General features: G+C 71.2%; 11 protein-coding genes. 5 read left to right on the top strand and 6 right to left on the bottom strand.

Going from position 1 to position 12,887, the window contains the following annotated elements; genetic code table 11:
* Position 1: 1 nt before the first annotated feature.
* Genes BB334_RS02875 through BB334_RS02885 form a run of 3 tightly spaced genes read right to left on the bottom strand, consistent with a single transcriptional unit; the run spans position 2 to position 2,618 of the window.
* Complete coding sequence (locus tag BB334_RS02875; protein ID WP_068804118.1) at positions 2-802, bottom strand: ABC transporter ATP-binding protein; 801 nt, start codon at positions 800-802, stop codon at positions 2-4.
* Entirely contained in the window at positions 796-1,941 is a 1,146-nt protein-coding gene (locus BB334_RS02880; protein ID WP_068804120.1) for an MlaE family ABC transporter permease, read from the bottom strand. Before BB334_RS02880 ends, BB334_RS02875 begins: the two co-directional genes overlap by 7 nt.
* Positions 1,938-2,618, bottom strand: coding sequence for a TetR/AcrR family transcriptional regulator (locus tag BB334_RS02885; RefSeq protein WP_088179139.1), 681 nt, complete (start codon positions 2,616-2,618; stop codon positions 1,938-1,940). Before BB334_RS02885 ends, BB334_RS02880 begins: the two co-directional genes overlap by 4 nt.
* Positions 2,619-2,924: 306 nt before the next feature.
* Between BB334_RS02885 and BB334_RS02890 the strand changes: the two genes are divergently transcribed.
* Genes BB334_RS02890 through BB334_RS02910 form a run of 5 tightly spaced genes read left to right on the top strand, consistent with a single transcriptional unit; the run spans position 2,925 to position 10,343 of the window.
* Entirely contained in the window at positions 2,925-3,992 is a 1,068-nt protein-coding gene (locus BB334_RS02890) for an HlyD family secretion protein (protein ID WP_068804123.1), read from the top strand.
* Positions 3,989-6,784, top strand: a complete 2,796-nt coding sequence (gene rbbA / locus BB334_RS02895) for a ribosome-associated ATPase/putative transporter RbbA (protein WP_068804126.1) — start codon at positions 3,989-3,991, stop codon at positions 6,782-6,784. Before BB334_RS02890 ends, rbbA begins: the two co-directional genes overlap by 4 nt.
* Positions 6,785-6,795: 11 nt before the next feature.
* Positions 6,796-7,932: an ABC transporter permease gene (locus tag BB334_RS02900; RefSeq protein ID WP_068804127.1), complete on the top strand. Its 1,137-nt coding sequence runs from the start codon at positions 6,796-6,798 to the stop codon at positions 7,930-7,932.
* Positions 7,933-7,969: 37 nt separating this feature from the next.
* The gene (locus tag BB334_RS02905; RefSeq protein WP_332835030.1) at positions 7,970-9,778 is read left to right on the top strand and encodes a PHA/PHB synthase family protein; all 1,809 of its coding nucleotides are present in this window, start codon (positions 7,970-7,972) and stop codon (positions 9,776-9,778) included.
* 43 nt (positions 9,779-9,821) lie between these two features.
* Positions 9,822-10,343: a hypothetical protein gene (locus BB334_RS02910; protein WP_068804130.1), complete on the top strand. Its 522-nt coding sequence runs from the start codon at positions 9,822-9,824 to the stop codon at positions 10,341-10,343.
* Between the two features lie 50 nt (positions 10,344-10,393).
* On the opposite strand, the gene BB334_RS02915 is transcribed toward BB334_RS02910, so the two are convergent.
* The 3 genes from BB334_RS02915 to BB334_RS02925 all read right to left on the bottom strand — a co-directional run.
* On the bottom strand, positions 10,394-11,500 hold the full coding sequence (locus BB334_RS02915; RefSeq protein WP_068804132.1) for a dihydrolipoamide acetyltransferase family protein: 1,107 nt from the start codon (positions 11,498-11,500) through the stop codon (positions 10,394-10,396).
* Positions 11,500-12,480 carry an alpha-ketoacid dehydrogenase subunit beta gene (locus BB334_RS02920; RefSeq protein WP_068804133.1) on the bottom strand — a complete coding sequence of 327 codons (981 nt, stop codon included), beginning with the start codon at positions 12,478-12,480 and terminating at the stop codon, positions 11,500-11,502. The genes BB334_RS02915 and BB334_RS02920 overlap by 1 nt, the downstream gene beginning before the upstream one ends.
* Positions 12,473-12,887: thiamine pyrophosphate-dependent enzyme (locus BB334_RS02925; protein ID WP_269798986.1), on the bottom strand; the 415-nt coding region annotated here is incomplete at its 5' end. The genes BB334_RS02920 and BB334_RS02925, both read right to left, overlap by 8 nt.

Below are 12,887 nucleotides of genomic sequence, written 5' to 3' on the forward strand. Positions count from 1 at the left end.
GTCAGGGGTTCTCCGGGTGAAGGGCGGCGCGCGCGGACGGCGCCGCCTCGGCGGCGGCACGGCCGCGCGGACCGTGGAAATAGTCGCGGATCCAGTCGTCGTCGGTGGCGACCACTTCGGCGAGGCTGGCATTGACCAGCACCCTCTTCTGCGACAGCACCGCGACGCGGTCGGTGATCGTATGGATGGTATCGAGGTCGTGGGTGACGAGGAAGACGGTCAGTCCGAGCGCGTCGCGCAGGGTCAGGATCAGCTGGTCGAAGGCGGCCGCGCCGATGGGGTCGAGCCCGGCGGTGGGCTCGTCGAGGAACAGGATGTCGGGGTCGAGCGCGAGCGCGCGGGCGAGCGCAGCGCGCTTGACCATGCCGCCGGAGAGGTCCGACGGATACTTGGCGCCGGCGCCCGCAGGCAGGCCGGCGAGCGCGATCTTCAGCGCCGCGAGCTCCGCCGCCTCGCCCGCCGGCAGGCCGGCATGCTCGATCATCGGCAGGGCGACGTTCTCCGCCACGGTCAGCGACGAGAACAGCGCGCCCTTCTGGAACAGCACGCCGAAGCGGCGCTCGATCGCCCGCCGGCGCGCCACCGGCACGTTGAGCAAGTCCTCGCCGAATACCGTCACGCTGCCCGCCGCCGGCCGGTTGAGGCCGACGATGGTGCGCAGCAGCACCGACTTGCCGGTGCCCGATCCGCCCACCACGCTCAGGATTTCGCCACGGCGCAGGTCGAGGTCGAGCCCGTCGTGCACCACCTGGGCGCCGAACTGGTTGCGCACGCCCCGCACCTCCACGATGTTCGTCACCATTCCATCTCCATGCAGAACAGTGCGGCGACCGCGTCGACCACGATCACGATGAAGATCGACTGCACCACCGCGGAGGTGGTGTGTTCGCCGACCGACTGCGCCGAGCCGGACACGCGGAAACCCTCGAGGCAGCCGATCACCGCGATCAGGAAGGCGAAGATCGGCGCCTTTGCGATGCCGACGAGGAAGTGGCTCAGCCCCACGTTGTTCTGCACCACCGACAGGAACATCACCGGTGAGATGTCGAGCTTGACCGCGCACACCAGCATGCCGCCGACGATGCCCGACACCATCGCGACGAAGGTCAGCATCGGCAGGGCCAGCAGCAGCGCCAGCACCCGCGGCAGCACCAGCAGGTCGATCGGGTCGAGGCCGAGCACGCGGATCGCGTCGATCTCCTCGTTCGCCCGCATCGAGCCGATCTGCGCAGTGAACGCACTCGCGGTGCGGCCGGCGACGATGATCGCGGTCAGCAGCACGCCGAACTCGCGCAGGAAGGAATAGGCGACCAGGTCGACGGTGAAGATGCTCGCGCCGAAGTTGGCGAGCACGGTGGCGCCGAGGAAGGCCACCACCGCGCCGACGAGGAAGGTCAGCAGGGCGACGATCGGCACCGCGTCGAGCGCCGTCCGCTCGAGGTTGGCGGCGAGCGCGGTCGGCCGCCAGCGCCGCGGCTGCAGCAGCATGCGCAGCCCGGATTCGAGGGTGATGCCGATGAAGCCGGCGAGGGCGACCACGTGCTGGCGGAAGGTGAGCATGGCGATGCCGACATGCTCGAGCACGTCGCCGATCGCGCTCCCCGCGGGCGGCGCGGGCTCGGCGACCGCCGTCTCCATCGCCGCGGCCACCGCCCGCAGCAGCGCACGCCGCTCACCGGAGAGCGCGCCGGCGTCGGCGGCGAGCGCGGCCAGGCGCTCGCCGCCGAGCAGCGAATGCAATAGCCGCGCACCCGCGGTATCGAGCGCGCCCAGCCCCTCGGTGTCGATCCGAATGCCGGCGCCGAGCCGGGTGCGAAGGCCCTCGACCTGCTCCGCCAGCGGCCGGTAGTGGGCAAGGGTCCAGTCGCCGCGCACCTGCAGCACGGGCGCATCGGCGGCGGTCAGGAGTTCAGCGTACCCGGGCACGCGCGCGGCACTCATTGCGCACCCCGCTCGGCCAGCAGCGATGGCAGCGTCGGGAGCAGCCCCTGCACGAACGCGTCACGGATCTGCCCCAGGTCCATCGACGCCTCGCCGAGGCGGGCGAACAGCGGGAGCGAGACGGCGAGAAAGGACATCGCGCCGAGCAGCATGGTATGCACCATCAGCGGATGGCTGACGCGGAACAGCCCGGCATCGATCGCCTCCTGCCACAAGGGGCGATAGTCCTCGAACACCGGCTCGAACACGCGGCCGACGAATTGCTCGAAACGCTCGCCGCTGCCGGCCTGCTCGCGCACCAGGAAGCGCAGCAAGTGCGGATCGCGCGCGACCTGGTCGAACAACTGGCCGGCGGCCTTCCGCACGCGCAGCTCGACGCTGCCGCCCTCGAGTCCGACGGCGCCGGCGAGGCCGGCCTCGCCGGCCAGCCGCTCGGTGAGCCGATCGACCACCGCCAGCCACAGTTCGGCCTTGGAGCCGAAGTAGTGGGCGACCATGGAAACGTCGCAGCCGGCGGCGGCCGCGATCGCGCGCAGGCTGACCCCCTCGTAGCCCAGCGTGGAGAAGGCGGCGAGCGCGGCATCGACCAGTCGCTGGCGGCAGGTCGAGGCTGCGCCCTTCGGCCGCCCCGGCCCGCGCACCGGCCTTGCCTCCCTCCTCGTCATTGCTTCGTCCATTTCCGTCCGCTCCCGCCGGGCGCTGCACCCCGTACATGACTTGACAATGCTATCAAACAGATGTTGGAATTCATACGCCGTCCGCGACAGCGCCGGCCAACCGCTCACGGGGGAACGATGAGCCCGCAGGTGCCTTGTGTTCATTGCTCGCCTGCGCCATGACCGCAGTCCCCACCGCCGTCTTCCGCGTCCACCCCGTCGCGGATTACCCGCCCGGACGCCGCACCACCGGCCCCGGCCCGCACTTCGCCGAAGCGCGCGCACATTACCAGATTCGGCACGCTCGACAGTGAGCACGGAGCCCGCATGAGCAAGGAGTCGAAACGCAGGATGGCATGGACCGTCGGCGCGGTGCTCGCGCTTGCCGCCGCGCTGGCCTGGTGGCTGGTGCGCCCGCCCCCCGACGACGGCAGCTTCGTCAGGGGCAACGGACGCATCGAGGCGACCGAGCTCGATGTCGCCGCCAAGGCTGCCGGCCGGGTCGAGGACATCCTGGTCAACGAGGGCGACTTCGTGAAGGTCGGCGAGATCGTCGCGCGCATGGACATGCGCACGCTCGAGGCCCAGCTGGCACAGGCGCTCGCCGAGGTGGTCAACGCGAGGAGCGCGAGGCAGACCGCGCTCGCCCAGGTCGCCCAGCGCAAGGCGGATGTCGCCATGGCCGAGGCCCAGCTGGTGCAGCGGCGCAGCGAGCTCGACGTGGCCCGCAGGACGAGCGCGCGCTCGAAGGCGCTGCTCAGCGACCGCGCGGTGTCGGCGCAGGTGGCCGACGAAAACGCCGCCCGCGCGCGCAACGCCGAGGCCAACATCGACGTCGCGCGCGCGCAGATCGCCGCGGCGAAGGCGGCGGTGGCCGCTGCCGAGGCCCAGGTCGAACAGGCGGACGCCGCGATCAGCGCGGCCGAGGCGGTGGTGAGGCGGCTGCGCGCCGAGCTCGATGACGTCGTCCTGCGCGCCCCGCGCGCCGGACGGGTGCAGTACCGCGTGGTGCAGCCCGGCGAAGTGGTCGCCGGCGGCGGCAAGGTGGTGAGCCTGGTCGACGTGGGCGATGTCTACATGACCTTCTTCCTGCCCGAGATGGCCGCCGGCCGGGTCGCGCTCGGCAGCGAGGTGCGGATCGTGCTGGACGCCGCGCAGCATTTCGTCATCCCGGCCCAGGTCTCCTACGTCGCCAGCGTCGCCCAGTTCACGCCGAAGACCGTCGAGACCCAGAGCGAGCGCCAGAAGATGGTGTTCCGGGTCAAGGCGCGGATCGATCCGGAGCTGCTCGCGCGCTATCCCGAGCAGGTCAAGACCGGGCTGCCCGGCATGGCTCACCTGCGCCTGAACCCGCAGCGCGAGTGGCCGCCCGAGTTACAGGTGAGGCTGCCGTGAGCGATCCGGCCGTACGGGTGGCCGCGGCGGAGGCGGGCGCCGCCACAGTCGTGCGCCTCGCCGGCCTCAGCCATCGCTATGGCGACATCCTCGCCGCCGACGACCTCGTCCTGGACATCCCCGCCGGATGCATGGTGGGTCTCATCGGCCCCGACGGGGTCGGCAAGTCGACCTGGCTCGGGCTGATCGCCGGCGCGCGCAGGATCCAGCGCGGCAGCGTCGAGGTGCTCGGCGGCGATATGGCCGATGCCCGCCACCGCGCGCGCGTCTGCCCGCGCATCGCCTACATGCCGCAGGGCCTGGGCAAGAACCTCTACCCCACGCTGTCGGTGTTCGAGAACATCGACTTCTTCGGCCGTCTGTTCGGCCAGTCCGAGGCCGAGCGCAGGCGGCGAATCGACGAGCTGCTCGCCGCCACCGGCATGGCGGCCTTCGCCGATCGCCCGGCGAACAAGCTCTCCGGCGGCATGAAGCAGAAGCTCGGCCTGTGCTGCGCGCTGATCCACGACCCCGACCTGCTGATCCTCGACGAGCCCACCACCGGCGTGGATCCGCTCTCGCGGCGCCAGTTCTGGCAGCTGATCGCGCGCATCCGCGCCAGCCGCACGGGCATGAGCGTGCTGATCGCCACCGCCTACATGGAAGAGGCGGAAGGCTTCGACTGGCTGGTGGCGGTGGACGCCGGCCGCGTGCTCGCCACCGGCACGCCGGGCGAGCTGCGCGCGCGCGGCGGCACCCACACGCTGGAGGAAGCCTTCATCGCGCTGCTGCCCGAGGAGCGCCGGCGCGATCACCACCGCCTCGAGATTCCGCCGATCGAAACCGGCGAAGTGGTGATCGAGGCGCGCGGCCTGCAGATGCGCTTCGGCGACTTCGTCGCGGTCGACGACGTCAACCTGGAAGTGCGGCGCGGCGAGATCTTCGGTTTCCTCGGCTCCAACGGCTGCGGCAAGTCGACCACCATGAAGATGCTCACCGGCCTGCTCGAGCCGAGCGCCGGCGAGGCCCTGCTGCTCGGCCGCAAGCTCGAGGCGAGGAACGTCGACACCCGCCGCCGGGTGGGCTACATGTCGCAGTCCTTTTCGCTCTACGGCGAGCTCACGGTGCGGCAGAACCTCGACCTGCACGCCCGCCTGTTCCACCTGCCCGCGCCCGAGGCGGCGGCGCGCATCACCGACCTCGCCCGCCGCTTCGACCTCGACCCGGTGATGGACGTCCAGCCCGACGCGCTTCCGCTCGGCATCCGCCAGCGCCTGCAGCTCGCGGTGGCGGTGCTGCACCGGCCCGACGTGCTGATCCTCGACGAACCGACCTCGGGCGTCGACCCGGTGGCGCGCGACGGCTTCTGGGAACTGATCGTCGATCTTTCGCGCGGCGACGGGGTGACGATCTTCATCACCACCCACTTCATGAACGAGGCGCAGCGCTGCGACCGCATCTCGCTGATGCACGCCGGGCGCATCCTCGCCAGCGACACCCCGGCGGCGATCGCCGCGACGCGCGGCACCGACAGCCTCGAGGAGGCCTTCGTCGCCTACCTCGAGGAAGCCAGCGGCAGCGCCGACCAGCCCGCACCGGCCGCGCCCGCCGTGCCCGCAGGCGTCGGTGACGGGGCCGCGCCCAGCGCTCCACGGGAAGACGCCGCCCGTCACGCCGAGCGCCTGGCCCGCTTCAGCCTCGCCCGCCTGCTCAGCTTTTCCGCGCGCGAGGCCACCGAGCTGCGCCGCGACCCGGTGCGCCTGACGCTCGCGCTGCTCGGCAGCCTGGTGCTCATGCTGGTGATGGGCTATGGCATCACGATGGACGTCGAGGACCTGCATTACGCGGTGCTCGACCACGATCGCAGCCTCGCCAGCGACAGCTACACCCTGCGCATCGCCGGCTCACGCTACTTCCTCGAACAGCCGCCGCTCGCGAGCCACGCCGACCTCGACGCGCGCATGCGCGCCGGCAAGCTGGCGATGGCGATCGAGATCCCGCCCGGCTTCGGCCGCGACCTCGCACGCGGCAAGGCGCCGCAGGTCGCGGTGTGGCTCGACGGCTCGATGCCGCTGCGTGCCGAGCTCGCGCGCGCCTACGTCGGCGGGGTGCACGCGCAGACGCTCGCCGACGTGATCGCCGAGTCCGGCGCCGGCCCGCTGCGCGCGCTCGCCAGCGTGGAGCCGCGCTACCGCTACAACCCCGAGTTGCTGAGCTTGGTGGCGATGGTGCCCAAGGTGATCCCGCTGCTGCTGGTCTTCATCCCCGCCATGCTCACCGCGCTCGGCGTGGTGCGCGAGAAGGAGCTCGGCTCGATCCTCAACGTCTATACCACGCCGGTCACCAAGCTCGAGTTCCTGGTCGGCAAGCAGCTGCCCTACATCGCCCTGTCGATGTTCAACTTCGCGCTGATGTTCGTGCTCGCGGTCGCGCTGTTCCAGGTGCCGTTCAAGGGCAGCCTGCCCGCGCTCGCCACCGGCGCGCTGCTCTACGTCACCGCCACCACCGGGCTGGGTCTGCTCGCCTCCACGCTGACCGCCAGCCAGGTCGCCGCGCTCGCCGGCACCTCGATCGGCACCCTGCTGCCCGCGATCCAGTTCTCCGGACTGATGGATCCGGTATCCTCGCTCGAGGGCGGCGGCTACTGGATCGGCGCCATCTACCCCACGACCCATTTCCTCACCATCGCCAGCGGCACCTTCTCGAAGGCGCTCGGCTTCGCCGAACTGGGGAGCGCATTCATGCCGCTGGCGCTCGCGATCCCGGTGCTGACCTTTCTGTCGGCGCTGCTGCTTAAGAAGCAGGCGAAGTGAGGCAAGGCACGATGGCGAACGGCTCGACCCTCCTGCGCAACACCTGGAACCTCGGCCTCAAGGAATTCCGCAGCCTGTCGCGCGACATGGCGCTGATGTTCCTGATCGTGTTCATGTTCAGCGCCTCGATCTACGCTGACGCGCGCGCGAAGCCCGAGAGCCTCAACCGCGCCTCGATCGCGGTGGTCGACGAGGACCGCTCGCAGCTGTCGACCCGCATCGTCGCCGCGCTGCAGCCGCCGCAGTTCATCCCGCCCGAACACGTCGGCCTCGCCGACATGGACCGCGGCATGGACGCCGGGCTGCACACCTTCGTGCTCGACATTCCGCCCGATTTCGAGCGCGACGTGCTCGCCGGCCGCAGCCCGGCGCTGCAGCTCAACGTCGACGCCACGCGCCAGAGCCAGGCACAGACCGGCACCGGCTATATCCAGAACATCATCGACGACGAAGTGCGCGCGTTCGTGCAGCGGGTGCGGACCCCGGCGCCGCAGCCGGTGGAGCTGGTGCCGCGCGCGATGTTCAACCCGAACCTCAACGCGAGCTGGTTCGCCGCGATCAACGCGATCATCAACAACGTGACCATGCTCGGCATCCTGCTCACCGGCGCGGCGCTGATCCGCGAGCGCGAGCACGGCACGATCGAACACCTGCTGGTGATGCCGGTCACACCTTTCGAGATCATGATGTCGAAGGTCTGGTCGATGGGGGTGGTGGTACTGCTGGCGTCGTCCTTCTCGCTGCAGGTGATGGTCAAGGGGGTGCTCGGCATCGCCGTGGCCGGCTCGGCGCTGCTGTTCGGCGCCGGCACCCTGCTCTATCTCTTCGCCGCGGCCTCGATCGGCATCTACATGGGCACGATCGCGCGCAGCATGCCGCAGTTCGGGCTGATGTCGATTCTCGTGCTGCTGCCGCTGCAGATCCTGTCAGGCGGGGTGACCCCGCGTGAAAGCATGCCCGAGACGATCCAGTACCTGATGTCGCTCGCGCCGACCACCCACTACGTGTCGCTCGCCCAAGCCATCCTGTTCCGCAACGCCGGCCCCGACCTGGTGTGGCCGGCGTTCCTAATGGTCGCCGCCATCGGCGTCGCCTTCTTCTATCTCGCCCTTCACCGCCTGCGCCGTACGATCGGCACGATGCAATGAGCGGAAGTACCCAAGCGCCGATCACTGGAGCCAAGACGTGACGACCCGACCCTCCACCCCGCCAGCGAAAACGAAGGTCACGACACGTCCTGTCCGTGCGGACGATGCGCCCGACAGCGTCCCGCTGCCCGCACGCAACCCGCTCGACCTCAAGGTGCACGCCGCGCTCGCGCGCGCGACCGCTTCGGTGTCGCCGATGTCGCTGCTGCTGGCGACGATCGACTGGGCCGGCCATCTCGCCGGCGCGCCCGGCAAGCGTCAGGAACTGGTCGCGCTCGCACTCGAGAACGCCCGTCGCCTGAGCAACTATGCGCGCGACCTCGCCTTCGCCCCGCCAGACTGCCCGCCGGCGGAGTGCGTCGAGGCCCCCGCGCAGGACCGACGCTTCCAGGGCGAGGCCTGGCACCGCTGGCCCTTCAACCTGATGCACCAGTCCTTCCTGCTCACCCAGCAGTGGTGGGACGCCGCCACCCGCGGCGTGCCCGGCGTCTCCAGGCACCACGAGCAGGTGGTCGCCTTCACCGCGCGCCAGCTGCTCGACGTGTTCTCGCCGGGCAACTACCTGCCCACCAACCCGGTGGTGCTCGAGCACACGATCCGCAGCGGCGGGCGCAACCTGCTGCGCGGCATGGTGCACGCTGTGGAGGATGCCGAACGCTCGATCACCGGCCAGCCGCCGGCCGGCACCGAGAACTTCGTCGTCGGCCGCGACGTCGCCGCGACCCCCGGCAAGGTCGTGCTGCGCAACCGGGTGATGGAGCTGATCCAGTACGCGCCCAGCACCCCCACGGTGCGGCCCGAGCCGGTGCTGATCGTGCCGGCGTGGATCATGAAGTACTACATCCTCGACCTCTCGCCGCACAACTCGCTGATCCGCTATCTGGTCGACCAGGGCCACACCGTGTTCTGCATCTCGTGGAAGAACCCGGGCGAGGCCGAGCGCGACCTCGGCATGGACGACTATGTGCACCAGGGCTTCCTCGAGGCGCTCGCGGCGGTCAACACGATCGTCCCCGGCGAGCGCGTGCATGCCACCGGTTACTGCCTCGGCGGCACCCTGCTCGCGATCGCCGCGGCGGCGATGGAGCGCGACGGCGACGAGCGTCTCGCCTCGCTGACGATGTTCACCGCGCAGACCGACTTCACCGAGCCGGGGGAGCTGGCGCTGTTCATCGACGAGAGCGAGGTCAGTCTGCTCGAGGCGCAGATGGCCGAGACCGGCTACCTCACCGCGGGCCAGATGGCGGGCGCCTTCCAGATCCTGCGCTCGAACGACCTGCTGTGGTCGCGCATGGTCGGCGAATACCTGATGGGCGAGCGCGCGCCGATGATCGACCTGATGGCCTGGAACGCCGACGCCACCCGCATGCCGGCGCGCATGCACGGCGAATACCTGCGGCGCCTGTTCCTCAACGACGACCTCAGCGAGGGCCGCTACCGGGTCGCCGGCCGCCCGGTGTCGCTCGGCGACCTCGACGCCCCGGTGTTCTGCGTCGCCACCCTCACCGACCACGTCGCGCCCTGGCACTCGGTGTACAAGCTGCACTATCTGACGCCCACCGAGATCACCTTCGTGCTCACCAGCGGCGGCCACAACGCCGGCATCGTCAGCGAGCCCGGACGGCCGCGGCGCCATTTCCAGATCCTGACCCGCCCCGCGGGCGACAACTACGTGCCGCCCGACGACTGGCTCGAGCGCGCGCCGCGCGAGGACGGCTCGTGGTGGCCGGCCTGGGTCGCCTGGCTGCAGGCCCGCTCCGGCGCCCCGGTCGCGCCGCCCGCGATCGGCGCGGAAGATTATCCGCCGCTGGGCGACGCGCCCGGCGACTACGTCATGGAGAAGTGAGCCCCGCCCCGGTCGCGCCCGTCCCCCTGCAATGGAGTTCCCGATGAATCTCGATCCCCAATCCCTGCTCGCCCTGCACAAGGTCAACCTGCAGTTCCACTTCCGCGTGTCCGAGCTGATGCGCGACAACGGCCTGCAATGGGCGGGCGCACTGCGCGACTCGCTCGAGGCCTGCAACGCCGAAATCGAGCTCGCCACCACCCGGGTGCTCGATGCCGGCGACTGGAAGGCGGTCGGCTTCGTCGCCGGCGACGCCTACTGGTCCGCGCTGCAGCATCAGACGCGGGCGCTGCAGCGCTTTGCCGAAACCGTGGTCGCTACCCAGACCGGCTTCGCTACCGCGCTGCAGGAGGCGATCACGACCTGGCAGAAAGAGGCCGCGCTCGCGCTGCGCAAAGGCGCCGGCGCGATGCCATTGAGCGGCCTGCTGGAGGCGCTGATCGAGCCGGTCACGGATGCCGCGGCGCAGCCCGCCGCCGCAGGGGCGGCCCCGGCGGCGGTGGCTCGGACGCCCGCCCCTGCGCCCGCGCGCCGGCGCAAGCCGGCCGCCCCGCGCAGCCGCTGAACCCCTCCTCAAGCGCCTGCAACGGCGCCGCCCCGCAGCACGCGCCGGCCTCAGTCAGGGCGTTCTAGGTCGGCGACCACCGCGGCGAGAAAACGCCCCGCCTCGCCGCCGGTCACCACCCGGTGGTCGAAGGTCAGGCTCAGCGGCAGCACCCGGCGCACCGCCGGCGCGCCGTCGACCGGGCGCACCTGCTCGTGGATGCGGCCGGCGCCGAGGATCGCCACCGTCGGCGGCACCACGATCGGCGCCGCGTACTTGCCCGAGATCATGCCGAAGTTCGACAGCGTGATGGTGTTGCCGCGCAGCTCCTCGGGCGGCAGCTTGCGCGCGGCGATGTCGGCCCGCATGCGATCGAGCCCGCGGCGCAGGTCGGCGGCGTCGCGACTGGCGACGTCGCGCAGCACCGGCACGAACAGGCCCTCGGCGAGATCGACCGCGATGCCGACATCGACCCGCTCGAGCAGCCGGCGCGCCATCGTGTGGCTCTCGTACCAGGCGTTGAGCGCCGGCTCGGCCCGGCAGCCGGCCACCAGCGCGCGCACCAGGCGGATGGTGACGTCGGCGTCGGCCGCCCAGGCGTCGATGTCGGCGTCGTCCATCACCGTCGCCGCCGCCACCTCGCCCTGCGCCAGCGCCATGTTCTGCGCCATCGCCCGCCGCACGCCGCGCAGCCGCTCGGGCGGGCCGAGCTCGGCGAGGATCTTCGCCACCCGCTCGACGTCGGCCGCGGTGATCACCCCCTCCGCCCCCGAGGGCGTCACCATCGTCAGATCGACCTCGAGCCGGCGGGCCAGCGCGCGCACCGCCGGCGTGGCCTTGATCGCCGCTGCCGGACGGCCGCCGACCGCCGCCGGCGCCTCCTGCTGCAGGGTGTCGCCCACCTTGACCTCGCCCACCACCGTGCCGGTATCGGCTTCGCCCGCGCCGCCCTCGAAGCCGACCAGCGGCGCGCCCACATGCACGATCTGCCCCGCCTGGCAGAACAGCCTCGCGATCCGCCCCGCCTCGGGCGAGGGGATGTCGACGATCGCCTTCGCCGTTTCCACCGACACCAGCGGCGCGTCGGCCGCGATCTCGTCGCCCGGCTGGACGTGCCACTCGACGATCTCCGCCTCCTGCAGGCCCTCGCCCAGGTCGGGCAGCTTGAAGATCTTCATCACGATCCCTCCAGGGTGCGCCGCGCCGCGGCGACGATGCGCGCCACGCTCGGCAGGTGCTGGTACTCGAGCCGCGCCAGCGGCACCACGATGTCGTAGCCGGTGACGCGCTGCACCGGCGCGAGCAGCGAATACAGGCCCTCTTCGGCCAGCCCCGCGGCGATCTCGGCGCCCAGCCCGCCGCTGCGACAGGCCTCGTGCACGATCACGCAGCGCCCGGTGCGCGCCACCGACTCGAGGATGGTCGGCATGTCGAGCGGTTTGAGGGTGGCGACGTCGATGACCTCGGCCGACACCCCCTCCGCGGCGAGCAGGTCGGCCGCGGCCTGGGTTTCCTGCAGCATCGCGCCCCAGCTCACCAGGGTGACGTCGCTGCCCGGCCGCAGGGTGAAGCAGACGTCGAGCGGCAGGGCTTCGCCGTCGTCGGCCACCTCCTGCTTGAACAGGCGGTAGAGCCGGGTCGGCTCGAGGAAGACCACCGGGTCGGGATCGCGGATCGCCGCCAGCAGCAGGCCGTAGGCGCGCGCCGGCGACGACGGCACCACCACCCGCAAGCCGGGCACGTGGGCGAGCATCGCCTCCGGGCTCTCGGAGTGGTGCTCGGGGGCGTGAATGCCACCGCCCGAGGGCGAACGCAGCACCAGCGGACAGCTCAGCCGGCCGCGCGTGCGATGGCGCAGCCGCGAGGCATGATTGACGAGATGATCGAAGGCCGGATAGATGAAGCCCGAGAACTGGATCTCCGCCACCGGCCTGAGGCCCATCGAGGCCATGCCGATCGCGGTGCCCACGATCGCGGTCTCCGCCAGCGGGGTGTCGAGCACCCGCTCGGCGCCGAAGCGCTGCTGCAGACCGACGGTGGCGCGAAACACCCCGCCGTTGACGCCGATGTCCTGGCCCAGCAGCAGCACCGAGACGTCGCGCGCCATCTCTCGAGCGAGCGCGCAATTCACCGCTTCCACCAGGTTCAGCTCAGCCATGCTCGCCTCCTTGCACGGGTGCGAAACGCAGCGCCTCGGCGCGCTGCGCCTGCAGCGCGGACGGCAGCGCGGCGTAGAGGTGATCGAACATCGCCGCGGTGTCCGGCGGCGGCGTGGCGAGATAGGTCTCCACCGCGGCAGCGACCGCCTCGTTGCATTCGCGCGCGAGCGCCTCTTCGTTGTCCTTGTCCCACGCGCCCAGCCGTGCGAGGTAGTTGCGCAGGCGCAGCACCGGCTCCTCGTGCCAGTACGCCTGCACCGTCTCGGGGTCGCGGTAGCGGCTGGCGTCGTCGGCGGTGGTGTGGTCGCCGAGACGGTAGGTGAGCGCCTCGATCAGCGTCGGGCCGCCGCCGGCGCGCGCCCTGTCGAGCGCCTCTCGTGCGGCCTGATGCACCGCCACGATGTCG

The organism is Thauera phenolivorans (assembly GCF_001696715.1).
Classification (GTDB): domain Bacteria; phylum Pseudomonadota; class Gammaproteobacteria; order Burkholderiales; family Rhodocyclaceae; genus Thauera; species Thauera phenolivorans.

Coding starts and splice junctions, on each gene's coding strand:
- BB334_RS02875 (WP_068804118.1), bottom strand. CDS start 802: ATGGTGACGAACATCGTGGAGGTGCGGGGCGTGCGCAACCAGTTCGGC.
- BB334_RS02880 (WP_068804120.1), bottom strand. CDS start 1,941: ATGAGTGCCGCGCGCGTGCCCGGGTACGCTGAACTCCTGACCGCCGCC.
- BB334_RS02885 (WP_088179139.1), bottom strand. CDS start 2,618: ATGGACGAAGCAATGACGAGGAGGGAGGCAAGGCCGGTGCGCGGGCCG.
- BB334_RS02890 (WP_068804123.1), top strand. CDS start 2,925: ATGAGCAAGGAGTCGAAACGCAGGATGGCATGGACCGTCGGCGCGGTG.
- BB334_RS02900 (WP_068804127.1), top strand. CDS start 6,796: ATGGCGAACGGCTCGACCCTCCTGCGCAACACCTGGAACCTCGGCCTC.
- BB334_RS02910 (WP_068804130.1), top strand. CDS start 9,822: ATGAATCTCGATCCCCAATCCCTGCTCGCCCTGCACAAGGTCAACCTG.
- BB334_RS02915 (WP_068804132.1), bottom strand. CDS start 11,500: ATGAAGATCTTCAAGCTGCCCGACCTGGGCGAGGGCCTGCAGGAGGCG.
- BB334_RS02920 (WP_068804133.1), bottom strand. CDS start 12,480: ATGGCTGAGCTGAACCTGGTGGAAGCGGTGAATTGCGCGCTCGCTCGA.